Origin of the sequence: Tardiphaga sp. (genome assembly GCF_044336785.1) — a bacterium.
Classification (GTDB): domain Bacteria; phylum Pseudomonadota; class Alphaproteobacteria; order Rhizobiales; family Xanthobacteraceae; genus Tardiphaga.
The window spans coordinates 1-20,723 of record NZ_JBIIOT010000091.1; the positions used below are offsets into that span (position 1 = coordinate 1).

The 20,723-nt window shown below is 61.4% G+C and carries 24 protein-coding genes and 1 tRNA gene; 15 read left to right on the forward strand and 10 right to left on the reverse strand.

From position 1 onward, the window contains the following. The coding region (locus ACIQ2A_RS20765; protein ID WP_398482856.1) for a nitrilase-related carbon-nitrogen hydrolase at positions 1-481 on the forward strand (481 nt) is incomplete at its 5' end. A 158-nt stretch (positions 482-639) separates the two neighbouring features. On the opposite strand, the gene ACIQ2A_RS20770 is transcribed toward ACIQ2A_RS20765, so the two are convergent. Genes ACIQ2A_RS20770 through pxpB form a run of 3 tightly spaced genes read right to left on the reverse strand, consistent with a single transcriptional unit; the run spans position 640 to position 3,192 of the window. Further along, entirely contained in the window at positions 640-1,410 is a 771-nt protein-coding gene (locus tag ACIQ2A_RS20770) for a LamB/YcsF family protein (RefSeq protein ID WP_398482905.1), read from the reverse strand. Positions 1,411-1,426: 16 nt separating this feature from the next. Beyond that, positions 1,427-2,464 (reverse strand): biotin-dependent carboxyltransferase family protein, encoded by a 1,038-nt coding sequence (locus ACIQ2A_RS20775; RefSeq protein ID WP_398482858.1) that lies wholly within the window; start codon positions 2,462-2,464, stop codon positions 1,427-1,429. After that, positions 2,461-3,192, reverse strand: coding sequence for a 5-oxoprolinase subunit PxpB (pxpB, locus tag ACIQ2A_RS20780; protein ID WP_398482860.1), 732 nt, complete (start codon positions 3,190-3,192; stop codon positions 2,461-2,463). Before pxpB ends, ACIQ2A_RS20775 begins: the two co-directional genes overlap by 4 nt. Before the next feature lie 237 nt (positions 3,193-3,429). Here pxpB and ACIQ2A_RS20785 point away from each other — a divergent pair, with 237 nt between their 5' ends. Together ACIQ2A_RS20785 and ACIQ2A_RS20790 are read left to right on the forward strand one after the other, a co-directional pair. After that, entirely contained in the window at positions 3,430-4,128 is a 699-nt protein-coding gene (locus ACIQ2A_RS20785; protein WP_398482862.1) for a ribonuclease activity regulator RraA, read from the forward strand. A 142-nt stretch (positions 4,129-4,270) separates the two neighbouring features. Beyond that, positions 4,271-4,675 (forward strand): cupin domain-containing protein, encoded by a 405-nt coding sequence (locus tag ACIQ2A_RS20790; protein ID WP_398482864.1) that lies wholly within the window; start codon positions 4,271-4,273, stop codon positions 4,673-4,675. A gap of 128 nt (positions 4,676-4,803) precedes the next feature. Here ACIQ2A_RS20790 and ACIQ2A_RS20795 read toward each other — a convergent pair whose 3' ends face one another. The 3 genes from ACIQ2A_RS20795 to ACIQ2A_RS20805 all read right to left on the reverse strand — a co-directional run bounded on the left by ACIQ2A_RS20795 (position 4,804) and on the right by ACIQ2A_RS20805 (position 7,394). Beyond that, positions 4,804-5,589: a DUF2147 domain-containing protein gene (locus ACIQ2A_RS20795; protein ID WP_398482866.1), complete on the reverse strand. Its 786-nt coding sequence runs from the start codon at positions 5,587-5,589 to the stop codon at positions 4,804-4,806. A 149-nt stretch (positions 5,590-5,738) separates the two neighbouring features. After that, on the reverse strand, positions 5,739-6,263 hold the full coding sequence (locus ACIQ2A_RS20800) for a hypothetical protein (RefSeq protein WP_398482868.1): 525 nt from the start codon (positions 6,261-6,263) through the stop codon (positions 5,739-5,741). Positions 6,264-6,404: 141 nt separating this feature from the next. Next, complete coding sequence (locus tag ACIQ2A_RS20805; RefSeq protein ID WP_398482870.1) at positions 6,405-7,394, reverse strand: hydroxyacid dehydrogenase; 990 nt, start codon at positions 7,392-7,394, stop codon at positions 6,405-6,407. Between the two features lie 215 nt (positions 7,395-7,609). Here ACIQ2A_RS20805 and ACIQ2A_RS20810 point away from each other — a divergent pair, with 215 nt between their 5' ends. From ACIQ2A_RS20810 to ACIQ2A_RS20825, 4 genes are all read left to right on the forward strand, one after another. Next, positions 7,610-8,278: a Spy/CpxP family protein refolding chaperone gene (locus tag ACIQ2A_RS20810; RefSeq protein WP_398482873.1), complete on the forward strand. Its 669-nt coding sequence runs from the start codon at positions 7,610-7,612 to the stop codon at positions 8,276-8,278. Between the two features lie 65 nt (positions 8,279-8,343). Continuing rightward, on the forward strand, positions 8,344-8,565 hold the full coding sequence (locus ACIQ2A_RS20815; RefSeq protein WP_398482875.1) for a hypothetical protein: 222 nt from the start codon (positions 8,344-8,346) through the stop codon (positions 8,563-8,565). Positions 8,566-8,648: 83 nt separating this feature from the next. Beyond that, entirely contained in the window at positions 8,649-8,903 is a 255-nt protein-coding gene (locus ACIQ2A_RS20820; protein WP_398482877.1) for a hypothetical protein, read from the forward strand. Positions 8,904-9,016: 113 nt separating this feature from the next. Beyond that, positions 9,017-9,412: a DUF930 domain-containing protein gene (locus ACIQ2A_RS20825; protein WP_398482879.1), complete on the forward strand. Its 396-nt coding sequence runs from the start codon at positions 9,017-9,019 to the stop codon at positions 9,410-9,412. A 9-nt stretch (positions 9,413-9,421) separates the two neighbouring features. On the opposite strand, the gene ACIQ2A_RS20830 is transcribed toward ACIQ2A_RS20825, so the two are convergent. Continuing rightward, complete coding sequence (locus tag ACIQ2A_RS20830) at positions 9,422-10,429, reverse strand: LysR family transcriptional regulator (RefSeq protein WP_398482881.1); 1,008 nt, start codon at positions 10,427-10,429, stop codon at positions 9,422-9,424. Positions 10,430-10,916: 487 nt separating this feature from the next. On the opposite strand from ACIQ2A_RS20830, the gene ACIQ2A_RS20835 reads away from it, so the two are divergent. Beyond that, positions 10,917-11,144, forward strand: a complete 228-nt coding sequence (locus ACIQ2A_RS20835) for a hypothetical protein (protein WP_398482883.1) — start codon at positions 10,917-10,919, stop codon at positions 11,142-11,144. A gap of 47 nt (positions 11,145-11,191) precedes the next feature. On the opposite strand, the gene ACIQ2A_RS20840 is transcribed toward ACIQ2A_RS20835, so the two are convergent. Further along, positions 11,192-11,980, reverse strand: a complete 789-nt coding sequence (locus ACIQ2A_RS20840; RefSeq protein ID WP_398482885.1) for an outer membrane protein — start codon at positions 11,978-11,980, stop codon at positions 11,192-11,194. Positions 11,981-12,671: 691 nt separating this feature from the next. Between ACIQ2A_RS20840 and ACIQ2A_RS20845 the strand changes: the two genes are divergently transcribed. Continuing rightward, positions 12,672-13,253 carry a hypothetical protein gene (locus tag ACIQ2A_RS20845; protein WP_398482887.1) on the forward strand — a complete coding sequence of 194 codons (582 nt, stop codon included), beginning with the start codon at positions 12,672-12,674 and terminating at the stop codon, positions 13,251-13,253. A gap of 5 nt (positions 13,254-13,258) precedes the next feature. On the opposite strand, the gene ACIQ2A_RS20850 is transcribed toward ACIQ2A_RS20845, so the two are convergent. Continuing rightward, positions 13,259-13,918: a dihydrofolate reductase family protein gene (locus tag ACIQ2A_RS20850; protein ID WP_398482889.1), complete on the reverse strand. Its 660-nt coding sequence runs from the start codon at positions 13,916-13,918 to the stop codon at positions 13,259-13,261. A 204-nt stretch (positions 13,919-14,122) separates the two neighbouring features. Between ACIQ2A_RS20850 and ACIQ2A_RS20855 the strand changes: the two genes are divergently transcribed. Next, positions 14,123-14,212: transfer RNA gene (locus tag ACIQ2A_RS20855), tRNA-Ser, on the forward strand. Positions 14,213-14,224: 12 nt separating this feature from the next. Here the strand turns inward: ACIQ2A_RS20855 and ACIQ2A_RS20860 are convergent. After that, positions 14,225-15,124, reverse strand: a complete 900-nt coding sequence (locus tag ACIQ2A_RS20860; protein ID WP_398482891.1) for a LysR family transcriptional regulator — start codon at positions 15,122-15,124, stop codon at positions 14,225-14,227. Between the two features lie 153 nt (positions 15,125-15,277). Here ACIQ2A_RS20860 and ACIQ2A_RS20865 point away from each other — a divergent pair, with 153 nt between their 5' ends. The 5 genes from ACIQ2A_RS20865 to ACIQ2A_RS20885 all read left to right on the forward strand — a co-directional run. Then, a complete protein-coding gene (locus ACIQ2A_RS20865) occupies positions 15,278-16,918 on the forward strand; it encodes a flavin-containing monooxygenase (protein WP_398482893.1) in 1,641 nt (546 codons plus the stop codon). Positions 16,919-17,122: 204 nt separating this feature from the next. Beyond that, entirely contained in the window at positions 17,123-18,388 is a 1,266-nt protein-coding gene (locus ACIQ2A_RS20870; protein WP_398482895.1) for an ABC transporter substrate-binding protein, read from the forward strand. Positions 18,389-18,509: 121 nt separating this feature from the next. After that, positions 18,510-19,415 carry a branched-chain amino acid ABC transporter permease gene (locus tag ACIQ2A_RS20875; RefSeq protein ID WP_398482897.1) on the forward strand — a complete coding sequence of 302 codons (906 nt, stop codon included), beginning with the start codon at positions 18,510-18,512 and terminating at the stop codon, positions 19,413-19,415. Continuing rightward, positions 19,412-20,422, forward strand: a complete 1,011-nt coding sequence (locus tag ACIQ2A_RS20880) for a branched-chain amino acid ABC transporter permease (RefSeq protein ID WP_398482900.1) — start codon at positions 19,412-19,414, stop codon at positions 20,420-20,422. Before ACIQ2A_RS20875 ends, ACIQ2A_RS20880 begins: the two co-directional genes overlap by 4 nt. Further along, positions 20,422-20,723 (forward strand): ATP-binding cassette domain-containing protein (locus ACIQ2A_RS20885; protein ID WP_398482902.1); only part of this gene is annotated, 302 nt, incomplete at its 3' end. The genes ACIQ2A_RS20880 and ACIQ2A_RS20885, both read left to right, overlap by 1 nt.

Sequence of the window (20,723 nt, forward strand, 5' to 3'; positions counted from 1 at the left end):
GCGCTGCCAGGGCTACATGTATCCCGCCAAGGACCAGCAGGTGCTGATGGCGAAGGCGATGGCATGGGCCAACAACACCTATGTGGCGGTCGCCAACGCATCAGGATTCGACGGAGTCTACTCGTATTTCGGCCATTCGGCGATCATCGGCTTCGACGGCCGTACCCTCGGCGAATGCGGCGAAGAAGATTACGGCATCCAGTATGCGGCCCTGTCGAAATCGCTGATCCGCGATGCGCGCCGCAACGGGCAATCCGAGAACCATCTCTTCAAGCTGCTGCATCGCGGCTATACCGGCACCATCAATTCCGGCGAAAGCAACAAGGGCGTGGCGGCATGCCCGTTCGATTTCTATGCGACCTGGGTGAACAATCCAGATCAGGCCCGCGAGAATGTCGAAGCCATCACGCGCAGGACAGTGGGTGTCGAGGAATGCCCGATCGAAGGCCTGCCGCATGAGGGGATGCTGAACGATCGGTGAGGGAAGGCGGTTCTTCCACACTCAGCCCTCATGCTGAGGAGCGGTCGGTTTCGACCGCGTCTCGAAGGATGGCCGCAAGCTCCAGCCAGGCCATTCATGGTTCGAGACGGCGCCGAAGAAGCGCCTCCTCACCATGAGGACGGAGAGCAAGACGTGGACTACAGCACCGTCTTGAACGGCGTCACATCGATCCCGGCGGCCTGCAATCCGGCCCGTACCTGGCGGCCGATCTCCACCGCGCCATGGGTGTCGCCATGGATACACACCGTGTCCATTTTCATCTTGATGACCTTGCCGGTGATCGAGATCACTTCACCCGTCTGCGCCATCTTCACCACGCGATCCGCGACCAATTTGGGATCATGCAGCACCGCGCCTTCCTTCTTGCGCGAGACGAGATTGCCATTGTCCTCATAGGCGCGGTCGGCAAACACCTCATGCGCCAGCGGCAAGCCGGCGGCTTCACCGGCAGTCACCAGCTTTGAATTCGCCAAGACCACGAAGGTCAGGTTGCGATCCACCGCCTTGATGCCAGCGGCGATGGCGCGAGCGGTCATATCATCCTCGCAGGCGACATTGGATATCGCGCCATGCGCCTTCACATGGGTGACCTTGTAGCCTTCCATGGCGGCAATGCCCTGCAAGGCGCCGATTTGATAGGCGATCAGGTTCTCGATCTCCAGCGCAGTGAGGCCGACGATGGGACGGCGACCAAAGCCGTGCAGATCGCGATAGCCCGGATGCGCGCCGATCTTCACGCCGCGCGCCTTGGCGAGTTGTACGGTCTTGCGCATCACATCGGCATCGCCGGCGTGATAGCCGCAGGCGATGTTCACCGATGTCGCGAGATCGATCATCGCGGCATCGTTGCCCATCTCCCACATGCCAAAGCTTTCGCCGAGGTCGCAATTGAGATCGATGGTCATGATGGGCTCTCCCGGTCGGTCAGGTGTTCGCCGTGGCAACCTGCCACGTCGCGTCATTGATGGCGTCGATGGCGGTGCCGGCGACATTGGCGTTCAGCAGCGCCTTGATGTCGAGCATCAGAATGTTGGAATCATGGACGCGGCCGGGCAGGCTCTGCAGCAAGTCTGCATAGGCGCGATACGCCGCCTGCGCCTCGGCCATGGTGATGGCCTTGAAGCGGAACGGCATGCCCGGCTGGGTCTGGCCGAAGCGGCCGAGGTCGGCGGAGATCACCGTCGCAATTTTTGGATAGCCGCCGGATGTGCCGCGATCCGGCATCAGCACGATGGGCTGGCCGTTGCCAGGCACCTGGATCGAGCCATTCACGGTGCCGTCGGACACGATGTTGTGGCCGTGCAGATGCTTGATCACGGGCCCTTCGAGCCGGTAGCCCATGCGGTCGCTGGTGGCGGAGATCTTCCAGTCGCTGTTGAGGAACAGGTCCTTGCCGTCGGCGAACTCGTCATCCTGCGGGCCGAGCACGACACGGATCGGGCCCTCGACAGGCGCGGGAAGATCGATGCGTTTCTCGGTCGCAGCACTTGCTGTCGCCACCAGCAATTCATCGCTGGCCTGCAGCGGGCGCGGATAGGGGCTGCCGAGACCGGCGCGGGCGTTGACGGCAAGGCTGCCGAACATCGGCGTGCCGCGTACGCCGCCTTCGATGGCGAGATAGCCGAATGTGCCAGAGCGGGCGACGCCGATATTGATGCTCTCACCATCGGCGAGCGTAACCGTGGTATTCACGATGACTTGCGTGCCTGCGACGTCGGCTGGGCGCAGGGCGCCGCTCAACGCGACGCGAACCGCGCCACCTTTGGCGGTGAAGATCGAATTCAGCGGACCGAGTTCGATGGTCGCCGCGAAGAGCGGATTGCCGAGCAACGCATTGGCAGCAGCCATCGCGAGACGATCGACGGCGCCAGACGGCACAAGGCCGTAGCGCTGCGCGCCAAAGCGGCCGATATCCTGCACCGACGTGCCGGGGCTGACGGAAGCGATGATAAGCTTGCTCATGACGGGATCAACTCGGCCACGAATTCTCCCGCGTCCGCTGCGCGATCCTGCTCCTTGAACGTCTGCTCATCGACGGCAGCGAAAGTGATGGCATCGCCGGGTTCGAGCAGGAAGGTCGGATCGCGGCCGAGCTGATAGGTGCGCACGGCGGTGCGGCCGAGCAGGTGCCAGCCGCTCGGGCCGGCGAGGCATTGCACGCCGGTCTGGATGCCGCCGATGGAGATCGTACCGGCCGGCGTCAGCAGCCGCGGATTCTGTCTCCGTCCCATCTGCATCTCGCTTGGCAAGCCTGAGAGATAGGACCAGCCGGGCGTGAAGCCGATCATCGCGACCTTGTAGTCGCCGGCCACATGGCGCGACACGACTTCGTCAGGCGTGATGCTCAGCGCCTTGGCGACGTCTTCCAGATCGATCCCGTTCTCGCCACCATAAGCCACAGGAATACGCCACCGCCGTGCGGCCTTTGCCTCAGGCAATGGCTTCAGTGCCAGCTCGGTAAGCTTTTCGCCGAGTCCGTCAAAATCGATCTGCAGCGGATCGTAATGCACCAGCAGCGAACGATAGGTCGGGACGGTTTCGGTGACGGCCGGCAGCGCCTCTGCCGCCACGAGCTTGTCCAGCGCCAGCACGCGACGATTGGCGTCCTCGTCGATGGTGCGGCTGAATTCGACAGTGATGGCGGCATCGCCGGATGGCAGGATGCGGGGCGGGGAGAGAACTGCGGCCATGGCGTCTCACGTCGGTCACGAACACGCTTTGCATAGCGCGTTTTGCCGGCGAGTGGAATTCGCGATTTTGAAATAGCCGTGCATCTTCAATAAATTAATACACATGGTGGCGATAAGCTGCAGTGATCGCGATGCATTTTCTTGCGGCAGGCCACGCGTGCGACGGCGCCCCTTGACGCCGTGGCATTCCACCGCAAGATGCGCCGCCTGATAACCCCCTGACGGAAAGCTCCGCGCATGTCCCTGTCTCCCGAAGTCATTGCCACCCTGTCCAAGATCTCCACCGCCACCATCACCACGGTGTTGCTGAAGAAAGGGCTGCGTAATGTCTGGGTCCGCGGCGCCAAGCCGTTGCGTCCGGGCCTGCCGCGGCTCGTCGGGCCTGCTTTCACGCTGCGCTTTGTGCCGGCCCGTGAAGACCTTGCCACGCCGGAATCCTGGTCGTCGCCAATCTCGACCCGCACCGCCATCGAGGCGATGCCGGAAGGCTGCATCGCTGTGGTCGATGCCATGGGCATCACCGACGCCGGAATCTTCGGCGACATCCTGTGCGCGCGCATGCAGAAGCGCGGCGTTGCGGCGCTGGTCAGCGACGGCGTGGTGCGTGACGTCGAAGGCGTGCTCGGCACCAATCTGCCCGTGTGGTGTGATGGCTTTGCGGCACCGGCGTCGGTGACTGGCCTGACCTTTGTCGGCTGGGGTGAACCGATCGGCTGCGGCGGCGTTGCCATTTTCCCGGACGATATCATCGTCGCCGATCAGGATGGTGCAGTTGTGATTCCGAAAGCGTTCCTCGATCACGTTCTCGCTGAAGGCGAAGAGCAGGAGCGCATGGAAGCCTGGATCGTCAATGAGGTGAACAACGGCGCTTCGCTGCCGGGCCTCTATCCGATGAATGCCGAGACCAAGGCGCGCTACGCCGCGTCGAAGAAGTAAGAGTAAGACGATGTCACCCTCATCCTGAGGAGCGGCCGCAGGCTGCGTCTCGAAGGATGCAGATACGATGAACATCTCATGGTTCGAGACGGCGCGTTGCGCCTCCTCACCATGAGGGGCAGAGAGAGAGAGAGACCGTGCCATGAAGCTTTTCCCTGCAGGTTCGCGTCCGACCAAACGGGCGCCGGAAGAGTATTTTACGGGCACGGTCTGGCAGGATCCTGTCGTCGTTGCCGAAGCGCCGGCGCGGCTGGTCACGTTCCGCGTGAGTTTTGAGCCAGGCGCGCGCACGGCCTGGCACACGCATCCGTTCGGCCAGACGCTGTATGTGACCGACGGGGTTGGCCGGTTTCAAACCGAAGGTCAGGCGATCGTCGAGATCAAGCCGGGCGATACGGTGTGGATTCCGCCGGGCGAAAAGCACTGGCATGGCGCAGCACCCGAAACCGGCATGGTGCATATCGCCATGCAGGAAGCGCAGGATGGCAAGACGGCCGACTGGATGGAGAAGGTGACCGACGCGCAGTATGGGAAGGCTGTCGGTTGAATCGGCGCATTTGTAACTGAACTGTCGCCACCCGCGAAAGCGGGTGGCCCAGTAAACTGCGACGGCGTGTTCGTACTGCTGTCAGTGTCTACTGGATCGCCCGGTCAAGCCGGGCGAAGACAGCGGAGTTAATTTACCCGCGTCCAGGTCTGACCACCGCAGAACATGCCGCCGAAGGCGCAGCCCTGCACGCGTAGTGCGTCATTGCCGTTCAGCGCGATGGTCGAGTCATAGGTGCTGCGGCTCTTGGGGTCGTAGATCTTTCCGGCCCATTTGTTGTCGCCCGGCTTCATATTGATCAGGATCTTTTCGCCATTGGCCTCGGTCTTCTTGTCCATGGCATAGCCGCAGATGTCGTTGCCGCAGGCTTCGATGCGGATCTTGCCTTCGTTCTTCTCGGTCATCCAGATCCCGAGCGGCGAGGCGGCGGCCGCGGCCGTCGGTGCCGGTTTCACGGCAGAATCGGCGGCAGGCGCATTTGCAACCACGGTCGATTGCGCGGGCTTTGCAGGCTCTGCTGCGGCAGGCGTGCTGCTCGGTGCTGCGGCTGATGGCGCCGGCGGCGTGGCAGTCGTCGCTGGCGCCGCAGGAGCGGCTGCGACAGGCGCAGGCGCCGGTGCTGGTTGCGCAGGCTGGGCCGTGGTTGATGGCGGGGCGGGTCGCACGCGCTCCTCTCGGGGGGATGGCGCCGTGTTGCTCTCGCCGTTGTCGCGGTCACGATCGCGGCGAACGCGCTTGGTGTTGTATTCGAACACACCGGGGATCGAGATCGACACGCAGTCAGCAGAACTGCAATCCTTCGGAGCGTCGATGGTGACGGTCTGGCCGCCGATATCAAAGGAGTAGGTGTCGGCAGCCTGTGCTGTCGTTGTGGCCACCAGGATGGCGGCAATAATGGCGGCGAAGCGCGTCATGATGGTCCCCTGAACGTTTGCGCATCCGGTTCCGATCCATTAGCTGCGTCTCGCCTCCAGAGCGCAGACCTCACCGAAACCGTTGTGCTTCTTCGTCGTCAGGACAAAACGGCGGGTTCATGCCGCCGTTCCGAAAAGTTAGGCTGGCGTCAACTTTCGCCCACAGCTTCGACCTGAGGCACCTCGCGGCTGATGGTCATCTGGCGCTTCAGGCTCTGAAAGCGTTCGCGTGCCGCACTTTCGCGCGCATTGATGAATGCGACCACCTCGCCGCGGGGCATCGGACCTGACGGAATCGGCCGCGAATGGCTACCGATCGTCTCATCGACGAAATACTGGCCGTCCTCGTCGCGCCGTGCAGTCCAGCGGAAACGAATGGCATCGAGCGGGCCAGGACCAAGGCGAGTATAGCCATCGACCTCGGCAGGCTCGATCGCGACAAGCTCCGCCGCCGCTTCGGAGTCGTGCCCAGGCGCCGTGGTTGGCGCGTCGATCTCAGCAATGACGGTTTCCTGCTCGACAGTCACCGTGACCCGCTCGGCGACGACCACGACGGTGTCTTCACCGGCCGCCGCCGGCTCTGCCGTGGCGATCCGCGACAGCGAGGATTCCTTGCTGTCGAGAATGCTGGCAATGGCGGCAAGGGCATGATCGGTCGGATCGCTCTGGGTCATGCGGTGGCTCCCGGTAAATCCAAAAGGTAAATCAAGGTGTTAGATGCCGGCGGTGAGCCGGCTATATGACACTTTCACAACGCCTGTGGCCGTTTTGGGGCGTGCCGGCGACCATTTGCCCGGCAGCCGTGCACGTCACCGTCAGTCCAGAATGTCGGCATTGACCACATTGGCGCGGATCGGTTCGCCGTCGATGGCACTCAGTATGTTGCGAGCCGTCTGCAGACCCATGCGGTCGAGTGCTTCGCGGGTGACACCGGCGACATGCGGGGCGATGATGACATTCGGCAACTCGAACAGCGCGTGACCAAGCGGAGGTGGTTCGGCTTCGAACACATCGAGACCGGCGCCGGCGAGCTTGCCTGACGTCAGGGCGGCGTAGAGCGCGGCTTCCACTACGATGCCGCCGCGGGCGGTGTTGATGAGATAAGCCGTTGGCTTCATCTTCGCGATGCGCGCGGCATCGAACAGGCCAGTGGTTTCCGGCGTCTTTGGGCAGTGCAAAGTGACAAAGTCCGCCTGCGCGACACCGGCGTCGAGATCCTTCACCGGCTCATAGCCAGCCGCCTTGATCGCATCGGCGGAGACATAGGGGTCATAGATCAGCACGTTCATTTCCATGGCCTGGCAGCGCGATGCGGTGCGCGTGCCGATGCGGCCGAAGCCGATCACGAGAACGGTCTTGCCGAACAGATCGAATGGCAGTGCGGTGAAGCGCGTCGCCCATTTGCCGTCCTTGACCATGGCATGCAATTCGGCCGCGCGCTTGGCCAGCGTGAGCATCATGAACAATGCTTGTTCGGCAACCGAAGGCGAATTGGCGGTGCCTGCGATCATCAGCAGCACCTTGTGTTTGCTGAGCGCCGGCACATCCACTGCGTCATAGCCGACGCCGATACGGGCCACGACCTTCAGGTCTTTGCTGGCTTCGAGCTCGGGCGCGCCGAAACGCGTAGCGCCAAGCGCTGCGCCGTGTACGGGCGCATTGGCTTCGATGAGTTTGAGGAAGTCCGGGGCGGAAATCAGATTGCTGAAGTTGATGATCTCGATGTCATCGCGCGCAGCAAACAACTCGCGACCTTGCGGAGAGAGCGACTCGGTGATCAGAAGTTTCTTCTTGTTGGTCGCCATATCCACCCCTTGAGAGATTCTATCTGTGATGCGCAAACATTCGCCGTTGCGCCGGATTTATCTAACAGGCTTGGTGCGACGAGGTCCATATCGGCTGCTGCAGCACATGCATGACGCCGCTGGTGGACTTGATCGAAGCGAAGCGACTATGTTCGATGCTGCAGATTCCGGTCTGCGGATTTTGCTGCGCCGCAAAAGCGGCCATGGAGATGCCGATGATCCGATCGTCCCAGCTGCATCGCTTGCTGTGTGTCACTGTCGTCATGTTGCTTGGGCATGTGAGCGCCGTTCATGCCCAGGGGCTGGTGCAGGGGATGCAGCAGGGCGCGCGCGACGGCAATCGTGCGGCAGGGCCGATCGGCGGCGTGCTGGGCGGTGCGATCGGCGGTGTCGTCGGCGCGGTCGGCGGGGTGCTCGGCGTGCCCTCGAACAACAACAGCGTGCGTGGGCCCGTGTCTGGCGCCCAGTCTAATACCAAGCAGGCCAAGGCAAAGAAGGGCAAGAAAGGCGCCGAGCAATCGCCGGAATTGACCGCCGAACAGATCGTCGCCAATAGCGACGCCAACATTACGCGCATCAAGACTTCTCTCAATCTGACCCCTGAGCAGGAAAAGAACTGGGCCGGTTTCAGCGATGCCATGCATACGCTCGGCAACAATGGCGCCGAGCGGCTCAAGCTGCGCAACGCACGTGCCAAACGCGATCCACCGGACGACATCATCGAGCAGATGCGCAATGAGGCGCAGTTCCTGAATGATCGCGCCGGCGATCAGCGTGCCGTCGCGGATGCCGCAGAGCCGCTTTATCTCGTGCTCGACGAGAAGCAGAAGGCGATGTTCATCCAGGAAATGGTGAAGCTCAGCCGCGAACGCGGTCTCGACTGAGCGAGGTCTTCGGGAACCTCTTTGTCGGGCGCACGTTTTTCCTCCAATCACAGGAGGAGACGGTCATGGCTGAGAAATTCGATCCGGCGCCGCATGACAAATACGCCGAAGGCGTACGGGAAGCGGCGAGGGCAGATCGCAGGACGAGTGAAGATCTGAAGGCCGGCTTGAATGACACCTTTCCGGCATCGGATCCGGTCAGTGCCACGCAGCCCGACAAGTCGAAGCATGATGCCAGTCAGGATCCATCGCTGTGGGACAGAATTACCGGCGTCTTCAAATCTTGAGTGCCGTCGTATTGGCCGCAAGGTTCAGTTAACCAACACGGCGCACGATAGTCCCAGGCGAGTCGCTTTGCAGGAGACTGGCGTTGACGACGGTGTTGGTTGAAGACGGCTTTGAGGTCGGAATGCCCGCGCAATCCCGGCGCGGTGAAGTGTTTACGATCCATGCGACACGTGACGACCGGAGCCTGACCACGCACCGGATCATTCCGGACATCGCCGTCGCACAGGCGCGGCAATTGACCGACGCCGGCTGGCGCGTTCACATCTCCGGGTTGGGCGGACGAGAGTTCAAACCGTCCGAATTCTACCAGTTGCTCGATCACAAGCGGATCGGTTGAGGGCGAGTGTGCAACCCTGCCATTGCGATGGCGGGGTGTTCTGCGACAGCGAACGTGCTAGCTTGGCGTAATAGCTTTGTTCGCAAATAATCTTAAGACGTTCATCCAAGCCCATGAAAAGTATCGCTCTTGGCGCCGTTGTGGCGGCCGGAATCATCGGCGTGGTCCCCGCCAATGCGCGGTCCTCGCGCACGGATCAGATGTTGAAACTCGATCCGGTGACCCGCATCGAGCAGCGCTGTGATGCGCGTGCGATGGGCATCGTCGGCCGGGAACACAAGGGCTATCGACCCGACGAATTCGTCGCTTACGCCTTTGCCGACCCTGTGATCCGTGGAACCCAGATCAACGCGCCGGGCGGGGCGATACGCTCCTCCGGCAAGTGGTACAGGCTAGCCTATGTCTGCGAGACGTCGCCGGACGGTCTGGACATCAAGTCGTTCAGCTACCAGCTCGGCGCGGAAGTGCCGCGTGGCGAATGGGACACGCATTACCTCGTGCCGCGGTGACGTCGGCACCTACAGGTTCACGACCTGCTGGGTCTTGAAGAAGCGTTCCGAGATTGCTGTCAGCAGTTCCGTACTGTCCGAGCTTTCCAGATTTGATCTTGCACACAGCAACGCCTTGAGCGGCGGAAGCGGCGGCAGGTAATATTCCTGTGCCCAAACGAGCGGCTCCGGAATCATGCGCTTTGGGATCGCGGCAATGCCGATACCGGCTTCGACCGCCGCCAGCTTCGCGTGATAGTCGGGACTGTTGAATACGATTTTGTAGGCAAGGCCGTGCCGCGTCAGCGTGCGGATCATCAGGTCGTCCCCCGGCCAGGTCAGCAGCGGAACTGGCGCCCCCGGGCTCAGCACGAAATCCCTGGCGCGGACCCAGACAAATTCCTCATCCATCTCATTGACGATGAGATGCGAGATCTCGCCGGTCATCTGCGGATTTTCGAAGATGTAGGCGATGTCGATATAGCCGTCGATCAGCCCCTTGGTGATACCGACGGAATTGTCGGTGTGGATGATCACGTCGGCGAGTTTGCCGGTGCCTTGCTGGCTCAGGAACTGACGGACGAACAGCGTGCTCAGCCCGAGCCGGACCGGTTGCGGCAGATGCGCAGCGCCGCCGATCCGCAGCATCTGGTCGTTGGCGTCAAGGAGGCGGCGGGCCTGATGCAGCACCAGTTTGCCGAGCTGCGTGGCTGTCGTCCCCTGGGACGTCTTTGTGAAAAGCGCGCCGCCGACAAGCCCCTGAATGCGCTTGATCTGGGAGCTGACGGCCGGCTGGCTCAGTCCCAGGCGCTCGGCCGCCTTGGTCAGACTACCTGTTTCGGAGATTGCCACCACGGTGCGGACGATCTCGATCGGGATGTTAAGCGGCTGATATCGCTTGTGCATGCCATGCCTCCCGAACACCGATTCAATGGCGGTATAAAAATCTACAGTTGTACTGCTTTGGTTCACAATCAAGGAATTTATTGATTCGATGCCACACTGCGCGAAAAACCTTACCGCCAGGTCGTGTGGCATCTAGATTTTCAACCTCAGGTGAGGTACCTCCATACGGCCCTGATTCCTTGGTCGGGTAAATGTCTTCTTGAGCAATTACAGGTTGTCATTCCGGAGCTTTCGGACAAGCCAAATATGGCACCGGGAGCGAAAGCCCTAGCCGGTTTCGGAGACCAGATATGCCGTCCAGACGCAGAGCGTATCTCAACGACAATATCAGAACCGAGCACCTCAAATGCTCGAACTGTCGGACTCAGTCTTTCCTGGTGAAGATCGAGCCTGATGGCAGCGGAGGTGAGGTCCGGACCTTCGTATGCCCGCATTGCGAAGCGCGGCGGTTGCTGCGGCTCACGCCGCCGAAGAGGGCGCTCGGCGCATTATTTGTCGCCGAAGAGGTTAGATGCTGAGGACGGGAGGCTTCGACGCCCCGATATGCGATGCGCTTGAAGATTTGTTAACCGCGACTCACTGACGCTCGCTATCGAGTATCATGCAATCGCGGGAGCCCATGTTGGCCACATTCGAGACGACATCTTACGCGCAGATGCGCCGCTGCCGGATGGCGCATCTCCACGGCGAGATGATCGACGAGCGTTTCAGCGAAGCGTCCGACAGCGCTTATGTCGGTGGCTACGTGCATTCCGTGCGTCCCGATCTGACCTGCTGGCCGCTGCGCTGGACCGTAACGGTCGAAACCTTCCCTGTGGCGGGGCGCCCCCTGGCTCTCGCAGGCTGACGATTCTCAAGACGAGATTCAGATCTCAAGACGAGAGGCAGCGGTCGTCAGTATTTGGCAAATTGCGGGCCGCTGAAATGATAGTTGAGACCGCCGCGCAGCGTGTTGGTCTTCAGATCGACGTCCTGAGCGACCAGTCCATTGACCGCGCCTGCTCCCGAGAGGACCGGCGTCGTCACCGATTGCTTGCCGAAATCCGCATAGAGATATTCGACCTTGGCAGTCCAGTTCTGGGTGAAAGCATGCTCGATGCCGGCACCGGCGACCCAGCCAAACTTGGTTTTACCAAAACCCGCACTGGCGCTTTGGCCGGTCGTGTCGGAATAGGACGACGCGAAATTGAGGTCGGTCAGGGCGAGACCGCCCGTCACATAGAACAGGGTCCGATCGACGGCATAGCCGGCCCGCGGGCGGAGCGTGGCCATCCAGTCACTGGTTACGGACGCCGTTGTCGCAAATGCGCCGCCGGCCGGGAAGGCGGCCGTTGCGTTATGGCTCTGGCGCAGGCCGGTATAGCTCGCATCGGCTTCGATACCGAACAGCCAGCGATCGACCTGGTGATTATAGCCGATCTGTCCGCCTCCGCTGAATCCGGTCGGGCTCAACTGCGGCGAGGTCGCGGTAAATATCTGCTGATTGGCGATCGGGGTCGTGCCATTGACGAAGGCGTTGCCGACATTGCTCGTGCCCCAGGCGGCGCCAATCTGGCCGCCGGCATACCAGCCGCCCCAATTATATGTGGGATCGGAGATGGACGGCGCCTTGGTGACAAGGCGTGACGGCAGGTCGGCCGCCGTGGCTGGCGCCACGCCGGACATCGCCATGAGCAATGCCAATCCAAGCCGTCTCATCGAGAACCTTTGTCCGCCGAGAATTCGGCGATTAAGAAAATCCTAGCGAGTCTTGGCGGCTGAAGCTGTCACCAGGCGGCAACAGCAGCGGAACAATACCTGAGTGTGGTTTATGAGTTGGCCGGCCTATAGCGGCTGTGGCCAGTAGCGACCTGGATCTCGGTCGCAGGCTCGGGCGGTGCCATTGTCACACCGGAGCTGAGTTGGTTTTGCGCGGCCTGATATCAGCGGACGCCGCGCATGCGGCGTCGGTCGCGCAGACCGGAAATCAGAAGCGGGCGCGGAAGCCGTCGTAGGCGTGAGCAACGAGGATGCTTGCGCTGAGTACGCCGAACAGTGCGGTGACGGTATCGATCATGGTCGTGGTCCTTATCCCCCGCGGCGACCAAACGTCACGAGAGGCCGCACAGTCAAAGATATTCACGCGGTCATTTTCATTCAGTGGCGCGGTGATGCGCGGCTGCAACATCCATGCGCGCTAAACCGTGGCACCATCTTGCAGATTCCTTGGCCTGCATGTGGCGTCAGCTGCGCGCAAGCCGGTGAAACAGAGAGATGCCGCTATCAGGCCCAATGGTTTGGTAGTTCAAGCCAGTGGCTTCCGTGCCGACAAGGTGCCCGCGAGGGGGCCTCGAGGCCGGTACAGGATCGACGACAAGAGGCGTGGGGAAGCTCAGTGGCTGATAGTTACGGGAATGAGATCAATGTCGGGCCACCGCCGGTGACGCTGCGGAAGCGGCGGTCGTTTGGGGGAATCGGCATTCTGGCCGTCCTGCTCTTGCTCGGCGCAGCTGGCGGGCTGCTCTGGCTCAACCTCGATACCGTCACCGACGCGCTGCACGGTGTGGCCAGCCCGGCATCCAGCAACTCAAATGCGGATGTGCTGGCGAGCGCGTCCGAACCTGCGGTCAGCGCGGCCGATTTCTCAGCTTTCCAGCAGCAGACCGGCAGTTCGATCCAGACGGCAACCGATCTGCTGAAAGCCCAGCAAGCCGAGCTCAAGCGGCTGTCCGACCAGATCCAGGGCTTGACCATGCAGGTGTCCAGCCTGACGACCCGTATGGAACAGGTGCAGCAGGGCCGGGTGCCAGCGCCTGGCGCTGCGGTTGCTGCGCCCGCGACACCGGTCGCTGCTGCGCCGATGGCAGCGGCTCCGCGCCCGGCGCCGACGGCGCCCCGCAAGCGCGCGCCGGCAGATCGGCCGGCAGGCGCCATTTCTGTCGGTGGCGCGCCGCTGCCGAGCACGCCCGCGCGCTGAGGCGGTCAGGTCAGATTCTTGCGTCGCGCGAGTTCGGCTTCGGTCGGCTGCGCGAACTCGAACGAGCCGGTGACCACTTCGCCCACAGGCACATAGCGATTGAGGGTGACGCCGGTCGTGCTGGTCCGCGACGACAGCAGCTTGAGCGATGACGGCATCGACGCGTCGCCGAACAGTCGCTTGCCGCGCCCGAGTATGAGCGGGAAGATGAAGGCGTAGATCTCATCGACCAGCCCGTATTCGAAGAGTGTCTTGAGGAAATCGGTCGATCCCTGGGTGAGCAGGTTCGGTCCGTCCTCGTTCTTCAATGCGCGAATCGCCGCCACCGCGTCGGCACCGAGCAGGTGGCTGTTCTGCCAGGTCGCCTTGAAGTCCTGATTGCGTGTCGCGACATATTTGGTGATGCGATCGAACAGTGGCCCGATCGGATCGTCCGGCGGCGCATAAGGCCAGTGCGCGGCGAAGATGTCATAGGTCTTGCGCCCGAGCAGGAGATCGAACGGCGCGCTGAACATCTCGCCAACCATGGCGCCCGCCTCGTCATCGAAATAGGAGGTTGCCCAGCCGCCGAATGTGAAGCCGCCGATCGGATCTTCCTCCGGCCCGCCGGGCGCCTGCATGACGCCATCGAGGCTGATAAAAGCGCCGACGATGAGTTTTCGCATATCCATTCTCCAAGACGTTTGCTGGCATTCCTGTTGAAGACGTCCGGCCCCGCACGATTCCGACTGATGCGGACAAAAAACGAGACATCGGTGACGATCGCTGCGAGCAGGGACGGCTGTCGCAGCCCGGCATATGGATCCGAGGGCGGTTTCCTCCGTATTTCGCTTCCCCCGGAGGCCGGGCTTTGCTAAGCGCTGCCGTCTGGAAAGGTGGCCGAGTGGTTTAAGGCAGCGGTCTTGAAAACCGCCGTGCCTGCAAGGGTACCGTGGGTTCGAATCCCACCCTTTCCGCCACCGGTCAAAAGCTCACTTTCTGCGCCAATATTGCCAGGGCGGCGGGTCGGGGAAGGTGGCTTTCAGGAAATCCAGGAACACGCGGACGCGGTTGCTCAGCAGCCGGCGGCTTTGATAGACCGCGTAGATCGGGTGCTCCTCGGGGCATTGATGCTCTGGAAACAGTTCGACCAGTCGCCCTTGAGCGAGATCATCGGCGATCTGCACCTCGATCAGGCGCACAATGCCAAGACCCCGGCGGGCGAATTCGACCAGGACTGACGCTTGGTTCGATCGGATGCGGCTCTTGACCGTCATTGGTGCCGACTGGCCGTCGGCGCCACGCACCGTCCAGGTGCTCGCTGCGATGGACGCATGAAAATTCAGGCAGGCATGCTGCGCCAGCTCATTCGGGTGCGACGGCGTGCCGTGTTCGGCCAAATAGTCCGGCGATGCGCAGATGATCCAGCGTGTGGTGGTGAAGCGTGTCGCCACCAGCGAGGAGTCGCTGAGATGGCCGACATGGATGGTGACGTCGGTGCCTTCGTCGAGCAGCGGACCGGGATCGATGCGCAGCTGCAATTCGACCTGAAGATCCGGATGGGCGCGGCAGAAGTCGGGGAGTTTTTGCGCCAGCACCGTCTGCCCAAAGATGGGCATCGAGCGAATGCGCAGCGTTTCGCGCCCGAGCATGCCGCTGAAGACGGTGGCGTCGGCCGCTTCCACGGCCTCGATGGCGGCGAGGGCGGCCTGGTAGAAGACCTCGCCCTCCGGTGTCATCACGATGTTGCGGTGCGCGCGGCGGAATAACAGCGCGCCCACCCGCTCTTCCAGGCGCGCCACCAGTTTGCTCACCGCCGATGGCGTGATCGCCAGATTGCGGGCCGCGGCAGAGAAACTGCCATCCTCGGCAGCCCGCACGAACACCAGCATCTCGGTATAGCGGTTCACGTTTTCTCTTGTGACCAAAATTCACATCAGGTTTGAACGATAGAGTATGGAAAGCCATCCGGCAAATCTCTAGCCTTCGATTCAACAGCGCGCGGCGCCATGCTGCCGCGCAGAAAACAAAGCGGGAGATGACCATTGGCCATCAAGGAGAGCGCTGCATCTGCGGCGAATGGAGCATCGCGCCACGCCGTTGACGCGATCATCATCGGCGCCGGTTTTTCCGGCCTCTATCAACTTCACAAATTGCGCGATGATCTCGGCCTGAACGCCGTCGTGCTCGAAAAGGCCGATGGCGTTGGCGGCACCTGGTACTGGAACCGATATCCGGGTGCGCGCTGCGATTCCGAAAGCTATTATTACTGCTACTCCTTCAACAAGGAGATCGAGCAGGAATGGAGCTGGAGCGAGCGCTATCCCGAACATCCCGAGATCCGGAAATATCTGAACTTCGTCGCTGATAAGCTCGATCTGAAGCGTGATATCCGGTTGAACACCGAAGTCACGTCAGCCGCTTTCGACGACGCCACCAACACCTGGACCGTGCGGACGAAGGACAACCAGACCTTCTCGGCGCCATTTCTGATCACGGCGGTTGGCTGCCTCTCCACGGCCAATGTGCCAAAGATGAAGGGGCTCGAGAGCTTCGAGGGACAGTGGTATCACACCGGCCTTTGGCCCCATGACGGCGTCGACTTCAAGGGCAAGCGCGTCGGCCAGATTGGTACGGGATCGACCGGCATTCAGGCGGCGCCCGTCATCGCGGAGCAGGCAGGGCACCTCACGGTGTTCCAGCGCACCGCGAATTACAGCATTCCGGCGCGCAATGGCCCGGTGACCGCGGAAGACGTGAAGCACACCCGCGAAAATTACGACGATATCTGGAAGCTCGCGCGTGCTGGCACCAATGGCCATCCCTTCACCATCTCGACCCAGTCGGCACTGGCGGTTTCTGACACAGAGCGTCAGGGCATTTACGAGAAGGCATGGGAGCGCGGCGGCTTGCGTTTCCGGGCGTCGTTCTCGGATGTGCTACAGAATGCCGATGCCAATCTCACGGCCTCCGACTTCCTCCGCAGCAAGATCAAGGAAGTCGTGAAAGACCCCGCGATCGCGGAGATGCTTACGCCCTACGATCACGGATTTGCCACCAAGCGTCCGCCGATCGACAGCGGCTATTTTGAGACGTTCAATCGCGACAATGTGCTGCTGGTGGACATCAAGGCGGAGCCGATCGTCGAGGTCACGCCGAAGGGCATTCGCACCACCAAGCAGGACTACGAGCTCGACATCATCGTCTTTGCTACCGGCTTTGACGCGCTGACCGGACCGCTGGTCAATCTCAACATCAGCGGCAGCCAAGGGTACAAACTGAAGGATGCATGGTCCGCGGGACCGCAGACCTATCTCGGCCTGCAATCGCCGAAATTCCCCAACCTGTTCACCATCACCGGTCCGGGCAGCCCTTCAGTGCTCTGCAACATGCCGATCGCCATCGAGCAGCATGTGGACTGGATCACCGATTGTATCCGCGACATGCGCGCCAAAGGCCTCAAGCGTATCGAGGCGGAGCCCGAGCCTACCGAGAAATGGGTCGCGCATGTCAATGAAGCCGCGGATGCCACATTGCTGCCGATGGCCAGCTCGTCCTGGTATCTCGGCGCCAATGTGCCGGGCAAGCCGCGCGTCTTCATGCCCTACGCCGGTGGCTTCGCGCGCTATACTGCGATCTGTAATGACGTTGCGCAGAACGGCTATCGCGGTTTTGCGCTGAGCTGACCGACCGCGAGGTCGTTGCGGCAAATTTACGCGATACTTCTGTAAAGTCCGTTGGACAGCGCTGCGTTCCTGCTGCACGATCTCATGCAGCAGGATGATCGATCCACAACAAGGCAAGGAGACAACGCCATCTGAAACGCGATGCCGATTTGAATTAATAAAATTTGTACCGGCAAAGCCGGACATAAAATCAGGGAGGGTTCAATGACGACAACGACCAAGGGCATTTCACGCCGACGCGTCCTCAAGGGCGCAGGTGCGATGGCGGGCCTCGCCGCATTCAGCACGCCGCATATCGCCGGTGCGCAGGCCAAGGTGATCAGAATTGCGCTGCCGACCATTTTGTCCGGCCGCGTCGCCATTCTCGGCACATCCAGCCGCTCCGCTGTCCAGCTGGCATTCAATCAGATCAACGAAGCCGGCGGCATCAATGGCCGCAAGTTCGAAGTGATCGATCGCGATTCCAAGGGGCGCCCCGACGAAGCCGCGAAGGTGACGCGCGATCTCGTCAACAATGACGGCTGCGACATCGTCATCGATGGCGAGGCCTCGTCGGGCAGCTTTGCCGTGCATGAGGTGGTGCGCGATCTCGGCATCCTCTGCATCCATACCTGCAGCGAGACATCGTCTCTGACGGCCGATCCGAAGCAGTTCAGCAAGAACGTATTCCGATCCGCACGGCAGGGCATCCACGACGCCGTGGCTGGCGGCAGCTATGCGGCGAAGATCGCCAAGGAGAAGGGCCTCAAGAAGTGGGCGACCTGTTCGCCCGACTATGCCTATGGCCGCGACAATACATCGGAGTTCCTGCAGTATTTCAAGCTGTTCGAGCCGTCGATCGAAGTCGTCGATCAGCTATGGCCGAAATTGTTCGCACCCGATTACACCGAGAGCATCACCAAGCTGATGCAGATCAAGCCGCAGGCCGTTTACTCCGCTCTGTGGGGTGGCGACGTCGTGGCCTTCATCGAGCAATCGAACCTCTATCGCCTGTTCGCGAACACCGCCTTTTTCTCCGCCGGCGGCATCGGTGATCCCCCGGTCCTCGCTGCGATCAAGAATCTGCCGGCGGGCCTGAACACGGCCTATCGCTATAACAAAGCCTTCCCGGAAGCACCGGAAAACACCGCGTTCAATGATGCCTATGTGAAGGTCGCGCAGCATGAGCCGACCAATTGGGCCTGGCAGAACTACGTCGCCTCGCAATTCATCATCGAGGCCGTCCGCCGGACCAATGGCAATACGGATAGTTCGGCGCTGGCGAAGGAAATCGCCGGCATGACGGTGAAGCTGCCCTTCGGCGGCAGCGGCATCACCATGCGCGAGAGCGATCATACGATCATCAATTACCCGGTGGCCTGGGGCAAGACGCTCAGCAAGTCGCCATGGGTCACCGACTACGTCGATACCGAATGGTCGAAGATCCTCGAGATCGAGAAGCAGTGGAAGAAGGAGAAGGGCTACGCCTGATCTTTTTGCGGCGTGATACCGCAACCGGGGTCTGCGCAGCTCTCACGCTCCGCCAACATATCCGGCTCGCCGTTCGCGGCGGCCGGAGCAGGCTCGCTCCGATCATCGAAGGACTGCCGTCGTGAATCTTGAAGCGCTTTTTTCCTGCCTCTCATCGTCGGCCTGTGCTGTCACGCAGGTCTCGACGGCCCTCATTATCGGCATGTTGCTGTTTATGGTGGCATCCGGCCTGTCGCTGATCTTTGGCGTGCTGGGCGTCATCAATTTCGCCCACGGCGCGTTCTATATGGCCGGCGCCTACATCGCCTATGCGACATACACGGCGACATCGAGCTTCCTGCTGGCCTTCCTCGCAGGCGCTGCCGGCGTCGGCATGATCGGCATCATCTTCGAGCGCTTCATCATCAGCAGGGTGTATGGCAAGGACATCCTGATGCAGTTGCTGGTCTGTTATGCGGTCATCCTGATCTTCGATGATCTCGTGAAGATCATTGCCGGCCCCGAATACAAGATGATGGGCATGCCGGAGGTCTTTGCGCTGCCGCCGCTGGAATTCCTGGGTGGTTTCGTGCCGGCCTATTACGTCTTCATGATCGTCACCAGTCTCGTCATCGGCACAGGCCTGTGGCTTGCCATCGAGAAAACCCGCATCGGCAAGATCATCCGCGCGCTGGCGATCAATCCGCAGATGGTCGGCGCGCTCGGCATCAATACGACGTTGCTTTATGCGGCGGTGTTCGGTGTCGGCAGTGTACTCGCCGGGATCGCCGGCGCGCTGGCGGCGCCGACGCGCACGCTGACCCCCGGCATGGGCCTGTCGATCCTGATCGAAAGCTTCATCGTCACGGTGATCGGCGGCATGGGGTCGATCGTCGGTGCCTTGATTGCGGCGTTGCTGATCGGATTCACGCGCGCATTCGGCGCAATCGGATTCCCGCTCTTCGTTGATGGCATCATGTTCGGCATGATGGCCATCGTGTTGATCGTCAAGCCAAGCGGCCTGCTGGGCCGGGCGGTGGCGCGATGATGAAAGCCGGTTTTCTGCGCGATGCGGCCATCGCGATCGTCACGCTCGCCATCCTGGTGGCGATCCCGTTCATCTTCACCAAGCCGTCGTTGCGCGACTTCCTGATTTATGTGATGGCCTATGGCCTGCTGGCGATGTCGCTGAACCTGCTGGTCGGCCTCACCGGACTGGTCTCGTTCGGCCATGCCGCGTTCTTCGTGTCAGGCGCCTATATGTTCGGCCTGCTGATGCAGTCGGGCAAGGTGTCGATCCCGGTCGCCATACTAATCACGGTGCTCGGCACAGCCGTGCTGGCGCTGGTGATCGGCGCCATCTGCGTGCGTTTGAAGGAGATCTATTTCTCCTTCATCACGCTCGCGTTCCAGATGTTCATCCACTCGATCATCCTGACCTGGGTGAGCCTGACCGGCGGCGACCAGGGCCTGCGCGGCGGCATTCCGCGGCCGCCATTCCTCGGCATCGATCTCAGCAACAGCGTGTCGCTCTATATCTTCTGCGCCGTTGTCTTCGTGATCTGCATCCTCGTCATGCGGCAGGTCTGGCAATCGCCATTCGGCTACACGCTGCGCCTGATCCGCGACAATCCAAATCGCGCCAATTATCTCGGCGTCGACATCATCCGCATGAAGCTCGGCATCTTCATCCTGGCTGGCGCGATGGCCAGCGTGGCCGGCATCCTGCTGTCGCTGTTTGTGTCGGGCGCATATCCTGAATTCGGCTTCTGGACCACGTCGGGCGAGGCGATCTTCATGATCATGCTCGGCAGTTCACAGCTCTTCATCGGGCCGATCATCGGTGCGATCCTGCTGCGCCTGCTCGAGCACTTTGTATCGATCTATACCGAGCATCACGGACTGGTGCTTGGCATCGTGATCCTCGCCATCGTGCTCGGCCTGCGTCGCGGCGTTGCTGATTTCGTCATGGATTTCATCGAGAGCCGCAAGGCGGCGAAGACGCCTGCGCCGGAAACCGATCAGAAGACCTTCGCCAAAGAGAGGATCGCCTGATGCTCTCGGTGCAGAATCTCGACAAGCGCTTCGGCGGTGTCCATGCCACGCGCAATGTCTCCATCGATTTCCCCGAGGGATCGCTCACCGCGATCATCGGGCCAAACGGCGCCGGAAAGACGACTTTCTTCAATCTGATCTCGGGCGCCTTCCGACCCAATTCCGGCAAGGTGATCTTCGACGGACAGGACATCGTCGGCAAATCGAGTCTGGATGTGGTCCGTCTCGGCATGATGCGGGCGTTTCAGGTGGCAGAGATCTTTCCGAGCCTGACGGTGAGTGAGGCCATCACCGCCGCGGT